Here is a 22,165-nt window from a genome sequence, read left to right as displayed (position 1 = left end):
CCTACAGAGTGGCAACCAGCGTTTGCTGGTCGTCGTTGAAATCAAGCACGGCGACATGCAGGGTCACCGGCGTCACACTTTCGAAGTCATAGCGCCGGCAGGTCCGACCGTACTGCTGCACCAGGACGCGCAGCAGATCCGCATTGAGCGACAGTTGGGAGTCGGAAAGCCGCAGCAGGACCACATCCCAATCGCGCCCAGGTTGGCGTTCCTCGATCTCGATATAGCCAACCCCGAGGCGCTGCAGGATGCGTTTCATGCCGGCTGTGCTGCCGGCGTCCACCGCGTTGATGAAGGCGTATTTCACCCGGAGCCGGAACAGGCTCTCGGGTTCACCGACAAACCGCGTCACGTCGCGCTGCCATGCCCACAGCTCCAGGATCCGCAGGTGGCAGGTGTCGGGGTCAAGCTGGTCATATGGCCACATCAGCCAGCCGCTGGCGGTTTCCCACCAGCGCTGGGCAGCGGCCATCAGCTTGGAAAGCTCGGTGCCGGCGAGCCAGAAAGGCAGCTTGATCTTGATCATGTCACCGACACCTGCAGGCTTCTGATCCGGGGGATGTTCAGACCGCTGATTAGGTCCACCCGGGCCGAGAACCGAAACGACTCGACGTCTAGGAACTGGTGGTGCAGTTCCTCAGTCAGCCGGCTGAAACTGAACCGCGACTGTGGATAAGTCAGGGTCGGTTTGTAGTCGCGGGACGTGCTTTCACGGAAGGCCGCACGCACGAACAGATCGATCTCTTTCTGCAGTTCCTCGATGCGTTCGGCGCTGGTGTTGGCCCTGGCCACGACCATCAGCGTGAAGCTGACTTCAGTTTCAGGCATGGCCATCGCCACCAGGTCGTCACCGTGGCCATGGTTTCCCTGGTCGCGGATATGGGCGTTGATCTGGTCCAGGTACGAGGCCGCCGGCACGCCAGCTTCAAACAGCACGTAGGCATTGGCGCTACCCGGTCCACGCGGGGCGCCATGCTCGAAATAGACACCGTCCGGCCGCACACCTGGAAAGGTCGAGATCATGGCTCGATAGACCGCGTCGGTGTGCCACTGGTTGACCGCCGAGAACTGGTTACGCACCCGCAGACGCAGTTGATCGTCGGGCTCTGGATCTGCACCTGGTGATTCCAGCCAACTCTCGGTGTTGATCACCTGGACGATGCCGGCAATGGGTTCCGGCAGGATGGCGTAGTAACCCGGCGCCAGGTTGTAGCCGCTGCCGGTGGCGTCCGCCTCGATCGGCACGCTCAGCTGCAGCTGGCCATCGGCGAAGGCCACGGCCTCGGTGGTGCGCAGCTGGTAGACGTGGCCATTGATCGGTGCCGACTGCACCAGGACACCCACCGGCAACTCCAGGGTGCCGGCGGTATTGGCCCGGGTGAACAGGATCTTGCCCTTGGCCCTGGTGGCTCCTTTGCGCTCGACGTTCACGGCCCAGGCCAGCATATCCAGCCACTTGCCGCCGGCGGTCTTTACAAAGAAGTTCGGCAGGACCGACTGGACGACGAAGTCCAGCAGCCACAGCACCGGCTTTGTCACCAGGGCAGTAACCACGCGCCAGAACGGCGAGTAAGCGCCGGTATTGCTCAGTTTTGCGCCCTGGGCGGCCACTTCCTTCTCCCAGGCCTGGCGCAGGCCGGCCTCGGTGGTCGGAATGCCGGCATCACTCAGCGCCTGCTTGAAATCCACGTCGCTCACAGGGTCACCTCTACGTCACCGAATTTCAGGGTTTTAGCCGTGACCAGGTACTGGCCTGGCTGCAGTTGGGTGATCTGCGCCGTACCGGGCACCAGGCGTTCGTCGGCCTCCACCAGCAGCTCCAGTTGCTGGATGCAGTCGCGTTGTTTCAGGCGGTCGCGCTCGGCGACAAGGGTCACCAGCAGGCCGCTGTCGCGGATCATGTGAGCAATGTCCTGGGCGATGCTGGCCCGGTCGGCGATCAGCAGCGGCTGGCGGGACGGGTCCAGCACCAGGTCGTTGTCCTCGATCAAAAGGTCTATGTATTCGCTCATCCGCCCACCGCCATGTTCATCATGTTTTCCATCTCCAACGGGCTCATGGCCTTGCTGGTGTGGATGGTCACGTTCTCCACATGGGTTCCTTTGTTCTGGTTGCTGGTGTTCTGAATGCTGGTCAGCAGGCCGCCAGGCGGCACCGCGTTAGGCCGCGTGGGAGCAATTGAGGGAATGGCCGCGCTGATGGTCTGTTGGGCCTTCTGCGCGGCGCTGGCGACGTCTGCGGCGTTGGTCGCCTGCTCGGCGCCGGGGATCGTCGGCATGTCGCCCAGGCGGGCCTCGATGTTCACGCCGGGGATCTTGTTGATCATCTCGATCAAGCTGTTGATAGCCTTGTAGAACACGCCCACGATCGCGTCCCAGGCGCCCTTGGCCATACCGGACCAGCCGCCCATGGAGTCGAACCAGGCCGACAGCGCCTGCAGCTTCTCCAGTACCCACTTGAAGGCCTCGGTGTTCATCAGGGCGCCGGTCCATTCGTCCCAGTAGTAGACGGCGGCGATCACGATCGCGACCAGGGCGGCAATGCCCATCACCACTACGCCAATCGGGTTTGCGGTCAACGCCACGTTGACCAGCCAGATCACGCCCTGCCACAGCATCATGGCCACACGGATGATGCCCATGGTGGTGTAAAGCACCGTCAGGCCCGCCACATAGGTAGCGATCACCGCCGCCTGCAGGAGGAACCCGGCAATGGTGCGCAGGTTCAGCAGTTGAACCACTTTCCAGACGGTAATGATGGCCATCCAGGCCATGCGGGACGCCCCGACTACAAACGTCAGCAGCGACATGGCGGCGATGATGGCCAGCACCCCGAGGGTGGCAATGCCCACCACTCGGGTGATGTTCGGAAACAGTTGAGTCCAGCGGGTCAGCGTGCTGGCGATCCCGGACAGCTTGGCCATAAGCGGGGTCAGGATCGGGATCAACGCTTGCCCGAAAGCAATCCGCAACGCCTCGACAGCGGCCGCGAACTGCTGCCAGGGATCGACCATGGCCTGGGCCATCTTCTCGGCATCCTCAAGCCCGCGGACTTTGCCCAGCTTGTCCAGGCCCTGGCGCAGCCGGTCTGTATCTTTCGCCAGTGCGCCAATCACCTGGGCGCCCTCGCCACCGAAGGCGTCCAATAGCTTGGTGCCGGCCGAGGCACTGGTTAAATCGCCCAGCTTGCCCTGCAGCTTCTCCATTATCTGCAGAATGGGCAGAACCCGGCCTTGCTGGTCGGTGAACTTGATCCCGAGCTTGTCCGAGGCGGCGCCGATGTTCTCGAAAAACGCCTTGTACCGGCCGCCGGCGTCGCCGCCTTCCATGGTGCTGCTCAGCGAACCGATCACCGCGAACTGCTCGGCAATGTCCACACCGCCGGCGGTGGCGATCGCTCCCACCTCCTTGAAGGCGTCCTTGAGCTGGGCGCCGTCGGTGCGGAACAGCTGCACCGCCAGTGCGGTCTGGCCGCCCAGCTTCTCGACCCATTCCGCTTTGCCCATGGCGTCGGCCTGGCCCTTGAACAGGTTGTACATGGTGCCCACATAGGCGCCCAAGGTTTCGGCGTCCGACTTGGTGGCCTTGGCCAGCAGGTTGCTGGTGTTGGTGAAGGTCGCCAGTTGGCTGCCCGTCAGGCCCTTAATGGCGCCCTCGATGCTGTACGCCGAGGCCACGAAGTCCCGGGCGTTCTCGCCGTAGGCCACCGAGAACTCCAGCGACTTTTGATTGAGCGCGGTCAGTGCGTCTTCGGCCACGCCCAGGGAACGCACTTCGCCCAGGGCGCGGTTCATCTCCAGGGCGGGCTGCAGCGACTGATTGATACCGACGAAGGCGCCGGTCATGCCGGCCAACCCCAGGCCCATGGTTTTTATGTTCTTTTCGCTTTGCTCGGCAAGGTCCGAAAAGCCCATTTTCACCTTGCCCAAAGGTGCGGTGACCTTGTCGGTCAGGGCCAGGATGAAGTCCAGGCGGGCGCTGCGGTCAGCCATGCTCAGTTATCCGTTCAACGCATGGGCAATGCCGTTGGCCACGGCTATCTCCATGCGTCTCCAGTGCTCGTTCTCAAGCCACTGCGCCGTCCCCATGTTCTCGATCGAGGGTTCAGCGCCAGGCAGCCAGCGGTTGGTGAGGGCCATCAGCTGGCCCAGGCCGTCCTCGGTCAGGCGGTCGGCGTGGTCGAGGGCTTTTTTACGATGATTTCAACGTCCGGGGCGTATTCCCCCAGGAGCGCGCCGGCGATCTGCATGGTCATCACCGGATTGGCCAGCAGCTCGCGCAGCTCGGCCCGCTGCTCCTGCTTGACGGTGGTGCTCAGCAGGTTGAACGACGGCGCCACCTTGTTGGTCGCGGTCATGGCGTTGAAGTACTTGGTCACGTCCTGGGGCGACAGGGCGAAGCTGAATTCCTTGTCGCCCAGTTCCAGGGTGATCTCGCGGCTGTTGATGCTCATGGGTTGCGTATCCTTTGGCTCAGGGTTGAAAAGTGGGTGTCCAGTTGGGCGCGCAGGCTGCTTTCCAGCTTGTCCATGGCGCGCTCGATGTCGTTGTGTTGCGGGTAGTTCTTTGCGATCTCCACGCGCAGCTCCAGGTGCTCGCGTCGGGACTCGCTGACCTGGCGAAACAGGAAGGCCTGGAAGCCGATCACGGCGGTCAACAGCAGTTCAGGCAGCAAGGCCATCAGTCTCTCCAGCATTTCCATGTCAGGCGCTCCAGGTGCCACGGCCGCCGATCCGGACGGCCTGGTACATCAGCCAGGCCAAGGCGGTGTTCATGCCTTCTTCACGCAGTGCGTCGTAGAAGATCCGGTCGGCCTCGGCCTTGGTGAATCGGTGGGTTTCGTGGGTGTAGATCCGGTCATGCACCACTGACGGCCGGCGCGCCGCCGGCGTCTGCGGGTCCACGATGCGACGGGCCAGGTGCGGCACGCTGGCCAGGTCCGACAGGTAGCCCACCGGGACAGTGATCAAGCGGCCGTCCTTGGTACGGTACTGCAGCACCCGGATCACCTCCCAGCGCGTGTGCCCTGGGCGGTGTCGCAGCTCCAGGTCACTTTCAAAGGGCATCGGCGGCACACTCCACACGGACCCGGTTCGGCGCGGTGTCCTGGGCGATCTGCTCGCGCAGCAGCACCCGGGCCGGCATCGGCGCTTTGCAGTAGGTGGCCACCAGGGTGGAAGCGCTACGCGCAACCACGGCGTGGGAATCGCTCAGCGCACACCCGACCAGGACAACGGCGCCGAAAGCGGCACAAATCAGCAGGCGGTTCATGTCAGTAACTCCACAGTGCAGGGCTCGGGAGGCGTCCGCCGATCGGAGCCAGGCCCAGGTGCAAGAAACGGCTGTTGCCCTTCTGGCTCACGCCGATGCGGGTAAAGCCCAGGCCCAGGGCGAGCTGCAGCAGCTTCAGCGCGTCAGGGCCGCGCACGGCGACATCGACGGCCAGCCCCATGTTGTGTTCGCCCGGCTCGGCCTTCCTGGCTTCTTCGGGGTGCCGGCGGCAGCGGTAGCCGCTGCTCAGGGCCATGGGCTTGGCGTACTGGTCGCGCAGCTGCTGCAGGCGGTCCATGAACTCGGGCTGCATCTCGCTGCCGTCGCTGTTGCACTTGCCGCACTTGCAGCGCAGCTCCTTGGCCGAGAAGTTCGGCCAGCGGTTGGTGGTCATCGGCGTTGTCCTCGCTCAAAGGTGGATTGGCAGGGGGTGCAGCGGGTCCTGCCGCCCAGGGCTCGACGGTCCTCCGGAATGGGGTCGTCGCAGTCCTGACAGTGGGTGCGGCTTGGCCCGGTCGGCAGCGCGTTGGCGAGCTGGGCGGCGATTGCCTGTTTCCGCTGGCGCGCTTCCAGTCGCTGGGCGCGGTCGAACAGGCAGACCATCAGCGCAGGCCCTCGATCTCAGCAGCCGCCAGGTACGGCACGCCGTTGACGCGGATAAAGTCCGGACTGGTGACGTCGAACGGCACCTTGTGCCTGGTCTTCTCGCCGCCTTTGGGGTCAACACTGAGCAAGCTGGACACCTTCAACTTGCAGCCGAAGGCCTCGATGCGCAGTTCTTCCTGACCCGCCTGGGCGAAAAACACCACGTCGAAGGGCTCCAGCTGGCGAAAGCTGCCGGCGGTGCGTGCGGCCTCGATCAGCAGGTTGAAGTTATTGCTGTCGAACTCGAATTCACCGCTGGCCGCCACATCGCCATCGACGTGGCCATCAGGCACGCCTCGGGACTGCGCCACGGCGGTGTTGTCGGTGATATCCAGGGTGCAGCTCTCGACGTGCGCCTGGAGATCCCCCAGGGCAATGTCGAAGTTTTTGCCGCCAATGCGGGACATGGGGGGTTACTCCTGGTCGTCGTTGGAAAGATCCAGGGCGATGTTCGCCGTGAGGTCTTTCGGGCAGTTGAGGGGCTTGATTTTCAGGAACAGCTCCACGGCGGTTTTGCTTTTCCAGACCAGAACCACGTCGCCGTCCTTGGGCGATTCGATCTCACCGGGGAACACCTGGCCGGCAAATGTGGTGGACTTGGCCATGGCGCGCAGGGGCTTCATGAAGGCGCTGACAGCGGCGGCCATGCTCGCCGGCGAGTTGTTCAGGCGCCGATCGGCGACCCGGCGAATCAGCAGCGGCCGGACCTGGCGGGCGGCTTTGTCGGCCAGGCGCAGGTACTCGATCACCTGGTAGTCGCTCGCCGGTGCGTCAAGCATGTTGCCGTCGCCCCAGTACACGCCCGGGTAGTCCGGGTAGGTCTGCGGCACCGAGTAACGGGCCTTGTCCAGCTCGGCCAGGATGGCGCTCGGCAGCGGAACGCCCTCTTTGTCCTGGGGAGTCTCGCCCAGGCCCATCAGGGCACCGGTGGCCACACGCATGGGGCTGTCGGCGATGCTCACCGCCGAGTTGGCCAGGCGGCCGGCCAGCACGCCCAGGTCATTGCCATGCAACTGCGGAACGATCAGGACACGCGGGGCCAGTAAGTCCTTGGTCAGCGCCTTGCGCTCGCCCAGGTAGTCGTTCCAGGTCTGCTGGACGGTGGGGCCGACTGCAGCAGCCATCACGAACAACCGGCGCCCGTAGGTGTTGGCGATCGCTTCGGCCGCGTCATGCATGGCCGACAGATCGGCGGCGGTGGCCACAGGCTTGGTGATCACCACGCATTCGACAGAGAAGCCTTGCTGCTGGGCCTTTTCCAGGGCAGCGGTCCAGTCGCCGTCTGCAGCGATCGGCGCAGCCACGCAGGCCCAGCGGTCGCCGCCGTTCTGGCGTGCGGCGCTGATCTGGGTTTTCAGATCGTTGGGGGGAATGCCCAGCTGCGCGTCCAGGTCGCTATCGGTGTTTAAAGGGATCAATTGGCCGACGTTTTTAGCGCCGGGGCCAATGATCAGGAAATAGCGCTCGATCTCGGTCACGGCACCCTGGCCGAGGTTGAGGTTATGAACGCTGACTTTGCCGAGTGCCATGCTGTGCCTCGTTAGCGGGGAGAATTGAGGATTTGTTGCAGCACCTGGTTCACCAGCAGGCTGGTGTCCCGGTCGCTGCTGACGCCCAGGAACTGGCGCTTGGGCAGGGTGATCTCCCAGCTCTGCGCGCCTGTGCTCTCGGCCTTTTCGTCGGAAAGAATGCGGATCAGCAGGCCCGCCTGGGCGTACCCAACGTGTTGCTGGATCCACACCACGGATGGCCGGGACAGGCCCTTTTTGCCCGCCTGACGAACCTTGAAGCCCAACCGGCGCAGGCGCTTGGCCTGCTTGTCGGTCGCGGCCAGGCCTTCCGGGACTTTGTTCCACCGGCGCATCTGCGCGGCGGTACGGCGTTCCGATGCGCCGTTGTGCTGCTGGGCGGCCACCCAACTGGTGAGCCCGTTGCGCCAGCCCAAGCGGGCTTCATCCGGGTTGACCCGGGTCACCTGCAGCAGCTTGCCCAGGCCGGCCTCCATCTTCTTTTTGCCCTTCTCGGGGTTGCGCCGAGGGGCAAACGGGGAGCCGTCCAGGTTCTGCTGTTCGCGGATGCGCTTACGGGACATGGTCCGCACGCGCTTGGAGACGTTGTTCAGCAGCCGCCGGCGCAGCTGCGGCGGCAGACTCAGCAAGGCCAGTTGCTCGCGCACGCCCAGGTAACCCCGGGCGTCCAGCTCAAAGGTGCTACGCGCCACGGCTGCGGACCTCGCCCTGTTCTGCAGTCCACAGCTCAAAGTCCACCAGGCCCCACTTCTTGCCGAAGGCGTCGATAGAGCCGTTGGGGTCTTCGGCCAAGTGCTGGGGCTCGATGAACTCCAGGGTCAGCTCGACGTCGGCCAGGTCGCTGTCCAGTTGCTCGATCACGAACGCCGGCGCCGGTAGGTCGTCGCGGTCTGGGTCGTGGGTTTCCAGCCAACTGCCTACCAGGGCCATCAGCAGCGCCGGGTTTTCGGCGAACCGATCCAGCACCAGGACAGCGCGATAGCGCATGTCACCCATGTGCAGCCCCTTGGCGCCGTTCTTCCAGAACAGATCCAGGTTCACCTGCTCGGCGAAGCTATCGACCTGCTCCGGCGCCACAAGCTGGCGATCGATCAGGAATGTGGTTAAGGCGCGCAGCTTGTTCATAGCAAGGCCGCCGTGATGCGACCACGGCCCTGCAGGGCGCGCACGGCCTGCTGGCTGAAAGCGAGGAAGGTTTCCGCCCGCTCCGGGGCTTCCTTGCCGGTGTTCTCGGCGCTTTCGCGGCGGGTCACCGTGGCGAACTGGGGCAGTGCCTGGGCCTTGGCGCGGTTGTACACGGCGCGCTTGTAGAGCTTGGCCTTGAAGGCCCGCTCAGGTAGCAGCAGAGGGTCCGCAGCTTCCAGGTTGTTGATGCCGACGGCTTGCCAGCGGGCCTTGCACTTGGCCAGGTCAGCATTGACCTCGACCATGGCCATGGTCAGGGTGTCGGTCAGCAGTTCCACCAGGTACTCCGCCGGCAGGCGCTGTTCCTTCTGGAACTCGGACAGCGAGAGGTCCGGCCAGAAGCCGTCGTTCTCGATCGTCAGATCCACAAAGGTGGTGGGTTTCCCGGAAAAGCTCATTGCTGGCCGCTCAAATAGGGCGGGAAACACCGTTTCAACGGGGCGGGCCATAAATGGCTGACTCGTCTCACGGGTTCCCGCTGGGGGGGTAGTCGTTGGTTACTGGGCGCCGGTGGCGGCCTCTTGCTTGCGCAGGGCCTTGCGGCAGTTCTCGATCCGGGTGTCCACACCGACCTTGGAATACAGCTGCTGGGCTCGCTCCAGGTGCTGCAGCGCGGTGGCCCACTCCTTGGCCTCCTGGGCGCGGATGCCGATCAACTTGTGGAACTTGGCCGGGATCTGCTCCGTCAGCTGCCATTCGCCATCCACGCGGGGCAGCAGGTCGGACAGATAAGGCTCAGGGCTGCGGTTGGCCTTGTACTCGTCATAGGCCCATTCACAGACCGCGTCCGCGACAAAGGTCTGGATGTCCCGGCGCTTGAAGCGCTCGGGCATCTGCTGGCCCTGGGCGATCGCGATATCTGCCAGCTCCAGGCCGTCCTCGAACTGGGCGGTATCGAACAGCCAGACGATCACCTGGACCAGCACGCGGTTGGCAAAGACCTGGCCGGACTCGATGTAGCGCTGGACGTACTCCTGATACTTGGGCAGCAGCTCGCGGCGCTTGAGATCCTGGCGGGTGGCCAGGCCCTGAATCGCGCTCAGGCGCTCCAGGTCCTGGTCCAGGGCTGCTTCCATCAGCGCCAGGTGCTTGCGGGCGTTCGCTGGGCTGCTCAGCGCTTCCGCGTGGGAATACGCCGCCGGCGCAGTTACGGCAGCCGCTACTGCGGCGTCTCCCAGGGCCAGAGTGCGGCGCTTGTGCGCCAGGGCCAGGCTCACTTCAACAGCTCCACGTTCTCGGTCAGCGCGAACTTCTCCAGCTGCTCGATCACGTAACCTTCGTTACGGCTGTTGTAGTCCTCAACGCGGGAGCGCTTCGGGTTGTCCACGGTCTGCTTGCGCCAGCTGGAGTCCTGGTAGTAGATCGACAGGTTGTCGAAGCTGGTGACCAGGACCGCGTTCACCGGGAAGAAAGGCACACTGAAAGAAGGCAAGCCGCCATAGGTAGCGATCACCTGGGCATCTTCAATGCGTTCTTTCTCAGTCGGCACGTCGCCCTGTTTGGCGTAAAGCTTCGCTTTGTCAGCGGCCAACAGGTCGGTGCCGATGATTGCGACCAGGTCGCCGCCGTCGCGCAGACGTTCATCCACCATCTGCTTGGTGTCGTGCACCAGGGCATCGAGGTTGACGTAGTCGCCACCGGCGCCGAGCGTGACTTTTCCAGAACCCTTGGCGCCCTCCTGGAGTACCTGAGCCGGGATCTGCTCGCGTGCCTGCTGCAGCCAGCCCTTGTTCACGTCCTGGAGCATTGGGTACTTATCGATAGAGGTCTGGACGGCCGCGTGCGTGCCGTGGAAACCGACCATGATCCGGTCCAGGGCGATCTGTTTCTGTACGGCTGCCGAATACTTCTGGTGGAAGTCCGGGAACTTGGCCCAGGAGTCGATCTTCGCGTACGGCATCCCCACATCGGACTGGGTGTCATGCAGTTCGTACAGGTTGTTGTCCAGACCGGAAGCGTCCTTTGCCTCGCGATCGGTGGTCTTGGTGTTGGTACGGCCAGTAACCGGGCCGTTAGTACCGATGAAGACCTTTTCGCCCTTGATCTCGGTCACCGGGACGACGTTGATCCGCTCAAGGAAGTCCGCTTTCGCGGTGATGGCGTCGTTCAGCTCTTGAGCGATCGACGGTTCCACGCTGAATTGCTTGCTGGGCAGCGCAACGCCGTAGGTTTCAGCGATCGCCAGTTGCAGCTCGGCATACATCTTGGCGCCGTAGGCGCTCAGAGACTGGGCCATGTCAGAGCACCTTCTTCTTGCCAGTGGCTACCGGGCCGGCATTGCGCGGCAACTGGCGACCGTTGGCGGTGTTCTGCAGTGCGGTGAACTGCTTCTGCAGGCTGCTGAGTGCGGCCAGCACTTTCTGGTTGGAGCCGCCTTTGCGACGGAATTCACGTTCTTCTTCGGCGGTGGAGATGATCTGATCGACTGCCGCGCTCACATCGTCGATCGGCTCCTGGTCCGGCTCCGGTGCATCTTCTGCAGCCGGTTCAATCACGGCCTGAATGCCGGCGGCGACAACCAGCAGCTGTTCCAGCAGGGCTTTCAAAGCCGTTGCGGTAGCTTCATCCATTGGGGGTTTGCTCTCGGTTGGGGTTGGGGTGGTTTCGGCGGGGGTGTCGTCGGCACCAAAGCGCTTGAACAGGCCGGTAAGCAGGCCTATCAGCTTGCCCAGCTCGCCCTTGGGCTCATTGCTGAACGGGCCAAGCTCTTGCGACGCCGCAAAGAACGCGGCCTTGCTGGTGCGCCTGGAAAAATAGAGTTCTTGAGTGCCCAGACTCGCCGGCTCATCCGTTACGGCCAGGCCGGTCAGATAGGCTTTGCCGGTTTGGGCGAAGTTCGGGGTGATCTCGATGCTGGTGAACAGCTTCTGGCCCTGATCGTTCAGATACAGCAGTCGATCGTTGGGCTTGAGCTGGGCCTCCAGAGCAATTTGCCCAGGCTCCAGGTCTTCGCCCTCCTCAACCAGGCGTACGGCGTAGACGGTGCCGTGGGAACCGGTCCAGCGTTCGTGGTCGCACCAGATCACGGCGGTGTAGGTCGACGGCTTGTACGTCTCAGCAATGTCGCGCAGGTCCTGGGGCAGGATCTCGCGGCCATCACAGGTGGGGCCGCTGGTGGCAACACGTTTCCAGAACGAAACAAGGGAACGGGGCATGGGCGTTAACTGCGCTCAATCGGTTGAATTGCCGCCACGATAGGCAGCCGAAAGAGCCTCAACAAACGATTCAATTCCGCGTTATTCCTAGACCCACGTTATAGGTGGATCGCGGAAATTAACCCCGCGTTTGTCGCGTTTTCGCCGCATAGACTGCGGCCCCATGTACTACTCGACCGAAGTTAAAGAAGCCGCCAAACGCCTGTTCCTCCGCCGCTGCAAAGCAAAGGAAATTCAGGCGCAACTCAACCTGCCCAACATCCGGATCGTCTACTACTGGATACGCCAGGGCGGATGGGAAGACATGCTGTCGGATGAAGAACCGCTGACCGCTGTCGGCCGGCGAATCACCCTCCTCCTGGACAAAACCAGCAGCCTCACAAAAGACGAACTCAACGAGCTGGACCGGTTGACCACCATCCGCGAACGTCTTTTGAAACAAGCTGCGAAACCGACACCAACCGCTGGCCAAAGCGAGCACCAGGAACCCCGTCAACGCTCACAGGGCGAGCGTTCGGGCCGTGGGGATGGCGGCGGCAAGAAGCGAGAGAAAAAGGCCAAAAACGACGTCAGCGGCCTCACTGAAGTGGACTTCCTGGATAAGTTCATCTCCAAGATGTACCGCTATCAGCAGGAGCTGTTCGAAGCCAAGCAAAACCCACTGACGCGGCGAGTCCGGAACATCCTGAAAAGTCGCCAGATAGGCCTGACCTACTACTTCGCCGGCGAGGCCTTCATGGACGCCGTGTTAAGCGGCGACAACCAAGTGTTCCTGTCGGCCAGCCGATCGCAGTCGGAGATCTTCCGCAGCTACATCATCCAATTTGCCCAGCAATGGTTTGGCATCGAGTTGACCGGCAACCCCATTGTGCTCAGCAATGGCGCGGAGCTGCGCTTTCTCAGCACCAACAGCAGCACCGCCCAGGGCTACCACGGGCATGTCTACGTCGATGAATATTTCTGGATCCGTGACTTCGACAAGCTCAGCACCGTGGCCAGCGCCATGGGCACCCACAAGAAGTGGCGGAAAACCTATTTCTCGACGCCCAGCGCGGTTTCGCACCAGGCCTACCCGTTCTGGTCCGGTGAAGAATTCCGCAACAGCAAGCGCGGCAAGAAAGCCGGCGGCGTCTGGCCCAGCGAATCGGCTTACACGCAGGGCGCCCTTTGTCCGGATGGCCAGTGGCGCAAGACCATCACCTTGGACGATGCGATCGCCGGCGGCTGCGATCTGTTCGACATCGAGCAGTTGCAGCTGGAGTACGACGAAGACAAGTTCCAGCAGTTGTTCTACTGCAAGTTCATCGACAGCACGCAGAGCGCGTTCGCCCTCAAAGACCTGGAACGCTGCTATTCCGACCTGACGCTGTGGGACGACTACGACCACGAGGCAGACCGCCCCTACGGCAACAGCCCGGTCTGGATCGGCTACGACCCAAGCCGCACCCGCGACGACGCCACATGCGTGGTCATTGCGCCACCGCTGGAAGCCGGGGCCAAGTTCCGGATCTTGGAGAAGCACAGCTGGCGGGGCCAGTCCTTCAAGTACCAGGCCGACCAGGTCAAGAAGCTCACCGAACGCTTCAACGTGCAGCACATTGGTATCGACACCACGGGCATTGGCTACGGCGTGTTCGACCTGGTGCGCGACTTCTATCCCCGGGCGACCTCGATCCACTACAGCCTGGAGACGAAAAACCTCCTGGTACTCAAGGCCCAGGACACGATCCAAGGCAGCCGTATCGAATGGGACGCGGGCTGGACCGATATCGCCCAGGCCTTCCTCACGATCAAGCGAGGCACCACCGGCAGCGGCCAGGTGACCTACAGCGCATCCCGCACCGACGCCACCGGGCACGCCGATATTGCTTGGGCGGTCATGCACGCGCTGCACAACGAACCTCTAAACACCAACAAGCGGCGCCGTAGCCGCTACCTCACGAGTGATCACAGCAGCCATGGCCAGACGCAACAAGCACCAGGTAGCCCAGCGAAAACAGCAGCCCATGCGAACCTTCACGTTCGGGGAGCCCGAACAAGTGCTGTCGGGCAACATCGGCGAATACGTGGGGGTGTTTCCCAGCGACGACGGCGAGATCTACAAGCCGCCGGTGTCGCGCACCGGCCTGGCCAAGCTGCTGCGAGCCAACGCGCACCACGGCGCCATCCCGAAGTTCAAGCGCAATCTGCTGTTGCGTGAGTTCCTGCCCTCGGCTGGCTGCAGCGCCCGAACAATGGGCTGTGCGGGCCTGGACTACATGGTGTTTGGCGAGGCTTTCCTCTACCGCAACACAAACGCCTTCGGCCAGGTCCTGGAGCTGCAGCACCTGCCGGCGATCAACATGCGAGTAAAGGTCGACGGTGGTTACCGGATGCTGCTGCCCGACAGCAAGTTCATGGACTTCGACCAGGACGAGATCGAGCACGTCATGGACTACGACGTGGAACAGACCATTTACGGCATTCCGGACTACCTGGGCGGCCTGCAGGCGCTGCTGCTCAACGAGGCCGCGACCCTGTTCCGCCGGCGCTACTACAGCAACGGCGCCCACGCCGGGTACATCTTCTACACCAACGACCCGGACCTGACCGAGGAAGACGAGGACGAGCTGCGCGCCCAGATCAGCGCGAGTAAGGGCGTGGGCAACTTCCGCTCGATGTTCGTGAACATCCCCAACGGCAAGGAGAACGCAATTCAGATCATCCCCGTGGGGGACTTCCAGGCCAAGGACGAGCTGGAGAAGGTCAAGAACATCACCAGGAACGACATCATTGCCGCCTGGCGGATGAACCCGGCACTGGCGGGGATCATTCCGGAGAACAGCGCAGGTTTTGGGGATATCGAGAAGATCGACAGGGTGTACACCAGCAACGAGATCAGACCGATCTGCCAGTTATTTGACCAGGTAAATGAGCACCTGCGGGAGGACAGAAGAATTAACTGGAACGACCCGAAAGGAACAGGAACCACCACCGAATAACAGGCTATTTGCAGTGATTGCCTGGAAAATCGACGCCATAATGCTGCCATGCAAATACCCTGGGGAGGGACTAATGCGGATTTATTGCACGACTTGCGGCCACAAGGGGCGCATCAGCTCACGGGAAGAGGTAACCCGGACTTACGTGAAGCTGTACTGCCAATGTCTGGACGCAAAGTGCGGTCATACCTGGGTATCGACGCTGGCGTTTTCACACACACTTCGGCCTTCTGCGCAGCACCTAGACACGCTGCTACTAGACCGATTCAAAAGCCTGCCGGCAGACCAACAAAAGGCGCTATTCGAAATGATGAAGGGCCAAGCCGTAGCTTGAAAAGTACCGCCGGCCTCAGCACGGCGGCTTATTCACGAACTCAGGAACCTGAGTCGTCCGGGTGCTTGGCCAACTGTTCAATCAGCCGTCGTACCAGGTAGCGATCGCGGTCCGTCATCTGACGAATGCGCCGAATCAACCGACGCTCATTCTCACTCAGACATAACCACGAGGAATCGACCTGGTCATGACGCTCCTGCTCAGCTACTGCCAAATCCAACATGCGCTAACTCCTTGATATGCAATGCGGAGTTGGCGTTATCGGGGCGAGACAAACGCTTTACATGAGAAGACAGCAAAGGGAGGAAGGCCTATTGGTCAACATCATCAAACATGGCTTTCAGGAAACGGCGAAGCGCCCGCTGATCCTCGTCTGGGATACGGCGGTACTGATCGACGATTTGGGACTCTATCCCACTCAGGCCTGCTCCTAACGATCTCGATCCGGTCAGTACGTAAGTCGCATCGACGCCTGCTGTTTCCAACGCGGTGACGTACTTAAGGTCCATTGCACCTACAGCAGTCCCCACCTCGTAGTTTTTTTGCGTACCGCGGCTGACCCCGACTAGGGCGCCAAAGTCCGATTGTGAAAGACCTAATCGCTCGCGCTCTTCCCTGAGCCTACTGCCCACTCCGTCAGCGATTAGCATTTTTTTGATCACCAAGCATTGACGTGAATAAATATTTGACCAAGAATCACCACAGAAGAACACAACCAAACAGGAACAAACACTATGCCCGCGCCAGTTACGCCGGAGCAAGCCCGCGCAGCGCTTGATCGGAAAGGGATGAGTATTGCGGAATTCAGTCGGATTCATAGCTTGAACAAAAATTTGGTCAGTGACCTTCTCAACGGTCGTCGAAAAGGTCGCAGGGGGGAGGCACACCGCGCCGCAGTGCTGCTCGGTATCAAAGACGGCGTGATTTCACAGTAATGGTCAGCACTCTGAGGGAACAGCAGAAGATGAAATGCCCGGTTCTAACAACACGTCGCGAAGTCGTCAGCGCGATCATCTGCAGTTATCCAGGTGGTCGCGAATGCGCCGCCGCACAGATCGGTCTGTCGCTGAAAAAATTCGACAACCACGCCTACGAGAACAACAACTGCCGGCCCCTGAGCGATGTACAGATCCACCAGTTGGAACTGAAAACAGGCACCCAGCACTTCCCCAACTACGTGGCCAAGATGTACGGCGGCATGTTCGTCCCCATGGCCGAGCCGGACCAACTGGACAACGTCGAGATGTATACCCGCTCCGTACAGACCTCAGCCAAGCGCGGGACCGTTGACCAGATCCTTGCCCAGGCACTGGAAGACGGCTCGATCACAGAGGACGAGGCAGACTTAATCCTCAACGCCCACACCCTGCACATGGCCGCACGCACCGCCGAGGTCTACGCCGCTATCGATCTCTATCGAGCAAAATCGGAGAACGCCAAATGACTGCCCTGCCTGCAGAAAAGGAATACCAGGACACTCTGCAGAGTGCCGCCCTTTCGTTCCTTGAACGGCACCAGGCCGAGCACCTGAACGATGATCAGCAGCTGTTCAACCGGGCCGTGCAACACCTGGTTGCGGATTACGATGTACTGACGCAGATCGCTGAAAAAATCGTCCACCTGGCCAACAGCGCCATGCTCACAATCCGCGATCGGCAACGTCTGAACATCCAGAGCAGCACCTCGACCCACACCGTGATCATTGACCCGGTCACCGGTACCCAATGGGCTGTGCCTGTCAGCCTCATCTACGAGCGAATCATCAACGCGCCGGACATCGGGCGTTTTCGCTTAGCCAACTCGTAACACCCAACTCAATCAGTCACACACCCCACGTGCCGTGGGTTTGGGTGAGCTGCGCCCAAAATCGAGGTTTAACGATGACAAACACCGTAATTGTCACCACTCAACTGCCACCGGCAGAGGCCGAAGCGTTGCTGGCCAACCTACGTGAACAGTATCGCTTGAGCCTCAACGAACACTGGTATGCCGACCAGTTCCGCTTTGTTGCGGACGGTCTGCGCCACGGCGCAATTCTCGCCCACGTCCCGGTAATGGCTGCGCAAAAACGCCTTATGGCAGCCCTGTCCCACAGCCTCAAAGCAGTGAAGTAACCCATGAAAGAAGATCTTCGCCACGAAGTGCTGCAACGCCTTCAGTCCGACTTCGGACTCAAGCACCGCCCGGGCACCGACTACATGCGCGGCGGCACCTGCCCCAAGTGCAAAAAGAAGGAGCTGTATTCCAGGTTTGATACGCCGTGGATGGTGATCTGTGGTCGACCTGAAAAGTGCGGCCATACCCTGCACGTCAAAGAGCTATACGACGATCTGTTTGAAGACTGGAGCAAGCGTGCGCCTGCCACGGATCAGCACCCCAACGCCACGGCGCGGGCTTACCTGGAGTTCGCCCGAGGCTTTCGGTTTGAGCTAATCCAGGGTTGGTTCACGCAGGAGAGTTTCTACTCCCCCGAACACAACGCCGGCAGCGCAACGGTGCGCTTTGCCCTGGAAAAAGGCGGATGGTGGGAACGCCTGATCGATCAGCCACACCGCTTCGGCAAGATGAAGGCCCGCTTCAAATCCAAGGACAGCTATCGCGGCGTCTGGTGGTGCCCGCCCTGTGTAGACCTTCTTGAGGTCAAGGAGATCTGGATCGTTGAGGGGATATTCGACGCCATCGCCCTGGTGCACAACGACATCGCAGCCGTATCAGCCATGTCGTCCAACGCCTTCCCCGGTGACTCGCTTAAGACATTGATCAAGATCCGCGAGGGCGGAAAGTTGCCCAAGCTGGTGTGGGCACTTGATAACGAACCCAGCGCGAACGCATACACCAGGCGCTGGGTACGCGAAGCCAGAGCCCTGGGCTTCCTCTGCGAGTCAGCGCAGATCCTTCAACGCGATGGCCGCAAGACAGACTGGAACGATCTTCATCAGCGCTGGAACTTCATCCAGGACGAAAGCAAACGTGCAGACCAGATCGCAGCTGACCTCAAGCAAGCCCGCCATCAAGGCGCCCTGCTGCTGGCCGAAAGCGCTGCGGAAAAGGCATTGCTCATGTACGACTGGAACAAGCGCGGGGAATTTCACCTCGGCTTCGGCAACCGCCTGTACTGGTTCAAGTTGGACATGGAGAAGTTCAACCGGGAGATGTCCGACATCGAGGACAGCGAAAACCATGACGATCAACTGCTGAACCAGGCGCAACAGCGCGAGAAGGCCCTGCAGCAATCCGGCAGTGTCGTAGAGATTGCCAACTGCTATCCCCAGGCCTTGTATTTCCAACGCAACGAAGTCACGGACGAGTCCTGGTATTACCTGCGCGTGGACTTCCCCCACGACTCTGAAAGCGTGAAGAACACCTTCACCAGTGGCCAGCTGTCGGCCGCGAGCGAGTTCAAAAAGCGGCTGCTTGGCATGGCTGCAGGTGCAATGTTCACCGGCAGCGGCCAGCAGTTGGACAAGCTCATGAAGGATCAGCTGTTCGGTATCAAAACCGTCTCCACGATCGACTACGTGGGCTACAGCAAGGAGTACGCCTGCTACGTCTACGGCGATATCGCAATCAAGGACGGCATCACCTACAAGGTCAACAGCGAGGACTATTTCGAGTTCGGCAAGCTGCGCCTCAAGACTCTGCAGAAAGGCGTGCCTATCAAGCTGCAGCGCGACGCAAAAGGCTTTGACGAAAAATGGGTGCCGCTGCTGTGGACTTGCTTCGGCGCACAGGGCTTCGTAGCCCTGGTGTTCTTCTTCGGTTCGCTGTTCTGCGAGCAGATCCGCGCTCGCTATCAGTCCTTCCCCTTCCTGGAAGCCACAGGTGAAGCCGGTGCCGGCAAAACCACGCTGCTGAACCTGCTCTGGAAGCTACTCGGCCGCGAAGGGTATGAAGGATTCGACCCTATGAAATCCACCAAGGCCGGGCGCTCTCGTTTGATGGGCCAGGTTTCCGGCATGCCGGTCGTGTTCCTGGAAGCCGATCGCCACAGCGATGATCGAGCACACGCAAAGACTTTCGAATGGGACGAGCTGAAAGACTTCTACGGTGGCGGCACTCTGGTCACAAAAGGCGTCAAGACAGCCGGCAACGAAACGTACGAGCCCCCATTCCGGGGAACCATTGCTATCAGCCAAAACGCTGCCGTGGTTGCCCACGAAGCGATCATGACGCGCATCGTAAAACTGCACTTTGTACGCCCAACGGTGACACCAGAAAGCCGCGCTGCAGCGGACCAACTCAACGCACTGAACGGTGAAACCCTCAGCCACTTTTTGCTGCGAGCTGTGGGGAAAGAATCCGCGGTCCTTGAACTGTTCGCCCAGCGCATGCCCGAACACGAAGCCAAGCTACGCCGTTTACACACTCACTGCTTCGCATGCGGTACGGCCTACGTCAGCGATCAAGGCAACTGCGACGGCTGCGGCTACGACTTGCGCGGGTATATCCGCGTAGAGCGGATCAGCAAAAACCACGCTCAACTGCTTTCTCTGCTGGACGGGCTTCGCCTGGTCCTGAAATTGAGTGAACACCAGGTCGCCGCCACACAACGCCAGATCGTGCGGATGGCCATCGAGCGCCAGGCTTCGATCAGTTCCGACCATGCGGCCGTGGCCGAGTTTTGGGAAGTCTACGACTACCTCGAATCCTTGAGCGAAGACCCGGTGGTGGACCACAGCAGCGATCCCGCCGTGATCGCTATCAACCTCAATGAATTCTGTGAGCGCGCCGCCGAGCACAAACAGAAGCTGGCCGACGTGGCCACCTTGCGCGATCTACTCAAAGAGTCCCGCTCCCGCAAGTTCCTGGATAGCAACAAAGCCGTGCACAGCGCCGTGCGCGCCGCATTCAACACCCGCAACCCCTGTTCCATACCCCGGCCGACCACAGTGAAGTGCTGGACATTCAAGGCGTAAAGGAGAGCAAGACCGATGCAAATCCAAGTGTTTATGGGCAATGCCGGCGACGGCAAAACAAGCAAGCTGCAGTCAGTGCAGGACCGCCTGGACTTCACCGGCGAAAGCGCTCCCATCATCCAGGCCGGCGCCTATGGAGAGGATGGTTTGCTGGAGATTCTGGAAGTCCGGGCAGCAGCTGGCCAGCGCGAAATCCTGGTGGACGACTGCAGTAGGCAGCAGATCTTGAGAGTTTTGGAATGGCAATCATGTGTCGAACATGAGCCGAACTATGCAGGCCTGGTGATCCACCTGGCCCGTAAGGACTGACCTTGTAAGAAACAGTGCCGAGGAGTTGCAGCTCCTCGACACCTAACCACCACCGAGGGCAATACCATGCAAGCACAGAACCTAAGCAGCAGCGGCACGAAGGCTACCATACCGGCACGGCGCCTAGTGGCCACCGCGATCATCGGCGCGGCGGTCATTGGCTACCAGGTGCTTAAAACCCCTGAGTCACGGACCCGGCTCGAAAGCCTGAGCCAGATGGCCAGCACCTTGGGAGAACTGAGCGACGCAGACGCTGCTTTAGTCGCCCAACTGCTCGCTCAACCCACCGATGGGGGCAAGTCAGGCCATGCCTAACAACACCGCTACAACTCCCGCACGGCGCTTTCCCTGGAACATTGACTACACCAGCGTTTGCGACCAGTGCGGCAACTGGCGCGCCCATGGCAATCATAAAAAATGCAGTCGGCGACGCCAGTTGCTGAATGCCCATCTACGCCAACACAAGCCCAAGCCATAGGCCGCGTCCACCAGAAGATGCGCACTTAGATACTTGGCCCGGAAACGGGCCTTTTTGTTTTCGATCATCAGACTGTCGATACACCAGTACAGCGTTAGGGGTTTACATGAGCGGGGTCGAAGCTCGCGGAAATTCCGTGAGAATCTATTTTCAGTACAACGGGGAAAAGTGCAGGGAATCAATCCCAGGAGGCAACAAACCAGAAACCATTGCCCAGGCAAAGCGCCTGATCGACATCATCGAATACGAGATCCAGACCGGCACCTTTGATTACGCAAGACACTTCCCCAATTCGTCCAAGCTGGTCGAAAACACTTTCGGCCATTACCTGGATCTATGGTTGAAGATCAAAGCCAACAGCGTGGCAGCATCGAGCTATCGAGGCTACGCAAACAAGGCGGAGGTTCACGTACGGCCACGCTGGGGGAAAGTGCAGATCAACGCGATTGATCACCTGGACCTGCAGGAGTGGATCCAGGGCACCCTGTCGAAGACACTCAAGAATAAGACCATCCGCGACATCATCAGCAACGTGCGACAGGTGTTCAGGCTGTACCGCACCAGGATGAAAGTTGCGCACGACCCTACCGAGGGCCTGATGGTCCGCTTGCCGGATCCCGAGGCACCCGACCCATTCACAAGGGCGGAGATCCGACAGATCCTCGAAACCCCGACCAGCCGCACGCAAGAGCTGCTGATGGTTCAGTTCATGATTTGGGCCGGCCCCCGAGTATCCGAAACCATCGCCCTGGCCTGGGAGGATGTCGACCTGGAGCAAGGCACCGTGACCTTCCGCAGGTCCAAGGTCCGCGGGGCCTACCGAGTGACGAAAACCCGCCGATCGACACGCAAGGTGCGCCTGCTCGCACCCGCATGGGATGCACTGCGCAAGATCGATGCACTCAACAGAAAGAAGAAGGCGGAAACAGTCGAAGTGGTTGAACGGGACAACAAGACGGTCAGGAAACACAAACTGCACTTTGTATTCCTGAACACCAAAAGCGGTCTGCCCCACGTCAATGACTTTGTGGTGCGAGACAGGTTCTTCAAGGCACATTTGCTAGCGGCCGGGGTTCGCTATCGCGGCCCCGGCCAGTGCCGGCACACCTACGCCAGTCAGTTGCTGACAACCGGTGTGGCCTCGATCGACTGGATAGCCGAGCAGATGGGGCATACCAACGGGAACATGATCCGCCAGCACTATGGAACGTGGATCAATGAAGACGGGCCAGATGTAGTCGGGATGCTGCAGTTAGCATTGAAGATTTAGCAACTGCTGCAACAGCACTCAAATACAATTACTGTAATTAGGAGCGCACTTTCCATATTCTAATCTGGCAAAGCCCAACGCCTGAATCGCTGCG

The 22,165-nt window shown here is 60.9% G+C and carries 32 protein-coding genes; 11 read left to right on the top strand and 21 right to left on the bottom strand.

The features are described 5' to 3' along the window. Position 1: 1 nt before the first annotated feature. The 19 genes from AC1RGE_RS30810 to AC1RGE_RS30720 all read right to left on the bottom strand — a co-directional run bounded on the left by AC1RGE_RS30810 (position 2) and on the right by AC1RGE_RS30720 (position 11,783). On the bottom strand, positions 2-526 hold the full coding sequence (locus AC1RGE_RS30810) for a phage tail protein (RefSeq protein ID WP_123397612.1): 525 nt from the start codon (positions 524-526) through the stop codon (positions 2-4). Further along, positions 523-1,698 carry a baseplate J/gp47 family protein gene (locus tag AC1RGE_RS30805; RefSeq protein WP_065365554.1) on the bottom strand — a complete coding sequence of 392 codons (1,176 nt, stop codon included), beginning with the start codon at positions 1,696-1,698 and terminating at the stop codon, positions 523-525. Before AC1RGE_RS30805 ends, AC1RGE_RS30810 begins: the two co-directional genes overlap by 4 nt. Next, positions 1,695-2,012 carry a DUF2590 family protein gene (locus tag AC1RGE_RS30800; protein WP_123397614.1) on the bottom strand — a complete coding sequence of 106 codons (318 nt, stop codon included), beginning with the start codon at positions 2,010-2,012 and terminating at the stop codon, positions 1,695-1,697. The genes AC1RGE_RS30805 and AC1RGE_RS30800 overlap by 4 nt, the downstream gene beginning before the upstream one ends. Beyond that, positions 2,009-3,991: a phage tail tape measure protein gene (locus tag AC1RGE_RS30795; RefSeq protein WP_492585626.1), complete on the bottom strand. Its 1,983-nt coding sequence runs from the start codon at positions 3,989-3,991 to the stop codon at positions 2,009-2,011. The genes AC1RGE_RS30800 and AC1RGE_RS30795 overlap by 4 nt, the downstream gene beginning before the upstream one ends. A 6-nt stretch (positions 3,992-3,997) precedes the next feature. After that, positions 3,998-4,138 carry a DUF6890 family protein gene (locus tag AC1RGE_RS30790; protein WP_176707090.1) on the bottom strand — a complete coding sequence of 47 codons (141 nt, stop codon included), beginning with the start codon at positions 4,136-4,138 and terminating at the stop codon, positions 3,998-4,000. 23 nt (positions 4,139-4,161) lie between these two features. Continuing rightward, positions 4,162-4,452 (bottom strand): putative phage tail assembly chaperone, encoded by a 291-nt coding sequence (locus tag AC1RGE_RS30785; protein ID WP_065365551.1) that lies wholly within the window; start codon positions 4,450-4,452, stop codon positions 4,162-4,164. Next, the gene (locus AC1RGE_RS30780; RefSeq protein ID WP_255313404.1) at positions 4,449-4,679 is read right to left on the bottom strand and encodes a hypothetical protein; all 231 of its coding nucleotides are present in this window, start codon (positions 4,677-4,679) and stop codon (positions 4,449-4,451) included. Before AC1RGE_RS30780 ends, AC1RGE_RS30785 begins: the two co-directional genes overlap by 4 nt. Positions 4,680-4,701: 22 nt before the next feature. Further along, positions 4,702-5,064, bottom strand: coding sequence for a DUF1353 domain-containing protein (locus AC1RGE_RS30775; protein WP_123397616.1), 363 nt, complete (start codon positions 5,062-5,064; stop codon positions 4,702-4,704). Then, positions 5,054-5,269: a hypothetical protein gene (locus AC1RGE_RS30770; RefSeq protein ID WP_060842901.1), complete on the bottom strand. Its 216-nt coding sequence runs from the start codon at positions 5,267-5,269 to the stop codon at positions 5,054-5,056. Before AC1RGE_RS30770 ends, AC1RGE_RS30775 begins: the two co-directional genes overlap by 11 nt. 1 nt (position 5,270) lies before the next feature. After that, the gene (locus AC1RGE_RS30765; RefSeq protein WP_123397617.1) at positions 5,271-5,663 is read right to left on the bottom strand and encodes a D-Ala-D-Ala carboxypeptidase family metallohydrolase; all 393 of its coding nucleotides are present in this window, start codon (positions 5,661-5,663) and stop codon (positions 5,271-5,273) included. Then, positions 5,660-5,872 carry a TraR/DksA C4-type zinc finger protein gene (locus tag AC1RGE_RS30760; protein ID WP_123397618.1) on the bottom strand — a complete coding sequence of 71 codons (213 nt, stop codon included), beginning with the start codon at positions 5,870-5,872 and terminating at the stop codon, positions 5,660-5,662. Before AC1RGE_RS30760 ends, AC1RGE_RS30765 begins: the two co-directional genes overlap by 4 nt. Continuing rightward, positions 5,872-6,321, bottom strand: a complete 450-nt coding sequence (locus AC1RGE_RS30755; protein WP_103741819.1) for a phage protein — start codon at positions 6,319-6,321, stop codon at positions 5,872-5,874. The genes AC1RGE_RS30760 and AC1RGE_RS30755 overlap by 1 nt, the downstream gene beginning before the upstream one ends. A gap of 6 nt (positions 6,322-6,327) precedes the next feature. Continuing rightward, complete coding sequence (locus tag AC1RGE_RS30750) at positions 6,328-7,443, bottom strand: DUF2586 domain-containing protein (protein WP_492585624.1); 1,116 nt, start codon at positions 7,441-7,443, stop codon at positions 6,328-6,330. Between the two features lie 11 nt (positions 7,444-7,454). After that, a complete protein-coding gene (locus AC1RGE_RS30745; protein WP_492585622.1) occupies positions 7,455-8,135 on the bottom strand; it encodes a phage virion morphogenesis family protein in 681 nt (226 codons plus the stop codon). Continuing rightward, positions 8,125-8,568 (bottom strand): phage tail protein, encoded by a 444-nt coding sequence (locus AC1RGE_RS30740; protein WP_492585620.1) that lies wholly within the window; start codon positions 8,566-8,568, stop codon positions 8,125-8,127. Before AC1RGE_RS30740 ends, AC1RGE_RS30745 begins: the two co-directional genes overlap by 11 nt. Further along, positions 8,565-9,026: a head completion/stabilization protein gene (locus AC1RGE_RS30735; RefSeq protein WP_492585618.1), complete on the bottom strand. Its 462-nt coding sequence runs from the start codon at positions 9,024-9,026 to the stop codon at positions 8,565-8,567. Before AC1RGE_RS30735 ends, AC1RGE_RS30740 begins: the two co-directional genes overlap by 4 nt. 99 nt (positions 9,027-9,125) lie before the next feature. Then, a complete protein-coding gene (gpM, locus tag AC1RGE_RS30730; RefSeq protein WP_306403985.1) occupies positions 9,126-9,845 on the bottom strand; it encodes a phage terminase small subunit in 720 nt (239 codons plus the stop codon). Next, positions 9,842-10,864 (bottom strand): phage major capsid protein, P2 family, encoded by a 1,023-nt coding sequence (locus AC1RGE_RS30725; protein ID WP_492585616.1) that lies wholly within the window; start codon positions 10,862-10,864, stop codon positions 9,842-9,844. Before AC1RGE_RS30725 ends, gpM begins: the two co-directional genes overlap by 4 nt. Position 10,865: 1 nt before the next feature. Further along, positions 10,866-11,783, bottom strand: coding sequence for a GPO family capsid scaffolding protein (locus tag AC1RGE_RS30720; RefSeq protein ID WP_492585614.1), 918 nt, complete (start codon positions 11,781-11,783; stop codon positions 10,866-10,868). A gap of 163 nt (positions 11,784-11,946) precedes the next feature. Here AC1RGE_RS30720 and AC1RGE_RS30715 point away from each other — a divergent pair, with 163 nt between their 5' ends. The 3 genes from AC1RGE_RS30715 (at position 11,947) to AC1RGE_RS30705 (ending at position 15,098) form a co-directional block, all read left to right on the top strand. Further along, entirely contained in the window at positions 11,947-13,983 is a 2,037-nt protein-coding gene (locus AC1RGE_RS30715; RefSeq protein WP_492585612.1) for a terminase large subunit domain-containing protein, read from the top strand. Next, on the top strand, positions 13,922-14,764 hold the full coding sequence (locus AC1RGE_RS30710; protein WP_409283374.1) for a phage portal protein: 843 nt from the start codon (positions 13,922-13,924) through the stop codon (positions 14,762-14,764). The genes AC1RGE_RS30715 and AC1RGE_RS30710 overlap by 62 nt, the downstream gene beginning before the upstream one ends. A gap of 73 nt (positions 14,765-14,837) precedes the next feature. Next, complete coding sequence (locus tag AC1RGE_RS30705) at positions 14,838-15,098, top strand: ogr/Delta-like zinc finger family protein (RefSeq protein ID WP_123576820.1); 261 nt, start codon at positions 14,838-14,840, stop codon at positions 15,096-15,098. A 40-nt stretch (positions 15,099-15,138) separates the two neighbouring features. Here the strand turns inward: AC1RGE_RS30705 and AC1RGE_RS30700 are convergent, their stop codons facing one another. Further along, positions 15,139-15,321, bottom strand: a complete 183-nt coding sequence (locus AC1RGE_RS30700; protein ID WP_123576736.1) for a hypothetical protein — start codon at positions 15,319-15,321, stop codon at positions 15,139-15,141. Positions 15,322-15,409: 88 nt separating this feature from the next. Further along, positions 15,410-15,748: a helix-turn-helix domain-containing protein gene (locus tag AC1RGE_RS30695; protein ID WP_060842887.1), complete on the bottom strand. Its 339-nt coding sequence runs from the start codon at positions 15,746-15,748 to the stop codon at positions 15,410-15,412. Positions 15,749-15,832: 84 nt separating this feature from the next. Here AC1RGE_RS30695 and AC1RGE_RS30690 point away from each other — a divergent pair, with 84 nt between their 5' ends. The 8 genes from AC1RGE_RS30690 (at position 15,833) to AC1RGE_RS30655 (ending at position 22,071) form a co-directional block, all read left to right on the top strand. Then, complete coding sequence (locus tag AC1RGE_RS30690; protein ID WP_060842886.1) at positions 15,833-16,033, top strand: DNA-binding protein; 201 nt, start codon at positions 15,833-15,835, stop codon at positions 16,031-16,033. A gap of 29 nt (positions 16,034-16,062) precedes the next feature. Beyond that, a complete protein-coding gene (locus AC1RGE_RS30685) occupies positions 16,063-16,542 on the top strand; it encodes a YmfL family putative regulatory protein (RefSeq protein WP_323808910.1) in 480 nt (159 codons plus the stop codon). Continuing rightward, the gene (locus AC1RGE_RS30680) at positions 16,539-16,904 is read left to right on the top strand and encodes a hypothetical protein (protein ID WP_267269633.1); all 366 of its coding nucleotides are present in this window, start codon (positions 16,539-16,541) and stop codon (positions 16,902-16,904) included. The genes AC1RGE_RS30685 and AC1RGE_RS30680 overlap by 4 nt, the downstream gene beginning before the upstream one ends. Before the next feature lie 74 nt (positions 16,905-16,978). After that, positions 16,979-17,212 (top strand): hypothetical protein, encoded by a 234-nt coding sequence (locus tag AC1RGE_RS30675; protein ID WP_060842883.1) that lies wholly within the window; start codon positions 16,979-16,981, stop codon positions 17,210-17,212. A 3-nt stretch (positions 17,213-17,215) separates the two neighbouring features. Then, positions 17,216-20,014: a toprim domain-containing protein gene (locus tag AC1RGE_RS30670; protein WP_492585610.1), complete on the top strand. Its 2,799-nt coding sequence runs from the start codon at positions 17,216-17,218 to the stop codon at positions 20,012-20,014. Positions 20,015-20,029: 15 nt separating this feature from the next. Next, on the top strand, positions 20,030-20,323 hold the full coding sequence (locus tag AC1RGE_RS30665) for a hypothetical protein (protein WP_060842881.1): 294 nt from the start codon (positions 20,030-20,032) through the stop codon (positions 20,321-20,323). A gap of 66 nt (positions 20,324-20,389) precedes the next feature. Further along, a complete protein-coding gene (locus AC1RGE_RS30660; protein WP_492585608.1) occupies positions 20,390-20,638 on the top strand; it encodes a hypothetical protein in 249 nt (82 codons plus the stop codon). 269 nt (positions 20,639-20,907) lie between these two features. Next, entirely contained in the window at positions 20,908-22,071 is a 1,164-nt protein-coding gene (locus AC1RGE_RS30655) for an Arm DNA-binding domain-containing protein (RefSeq protein WP_492585606.1), read from the top strand. Positions 22,072-22,165: the final 94 nt, after the last annotated feature.

The organism is Pseudomonas sp. GW823-FHT02C05, from assembly GCF_058797595.1.
This window is presented reverse-complemented; position numbering and strand designations above follow the sequence as displayed.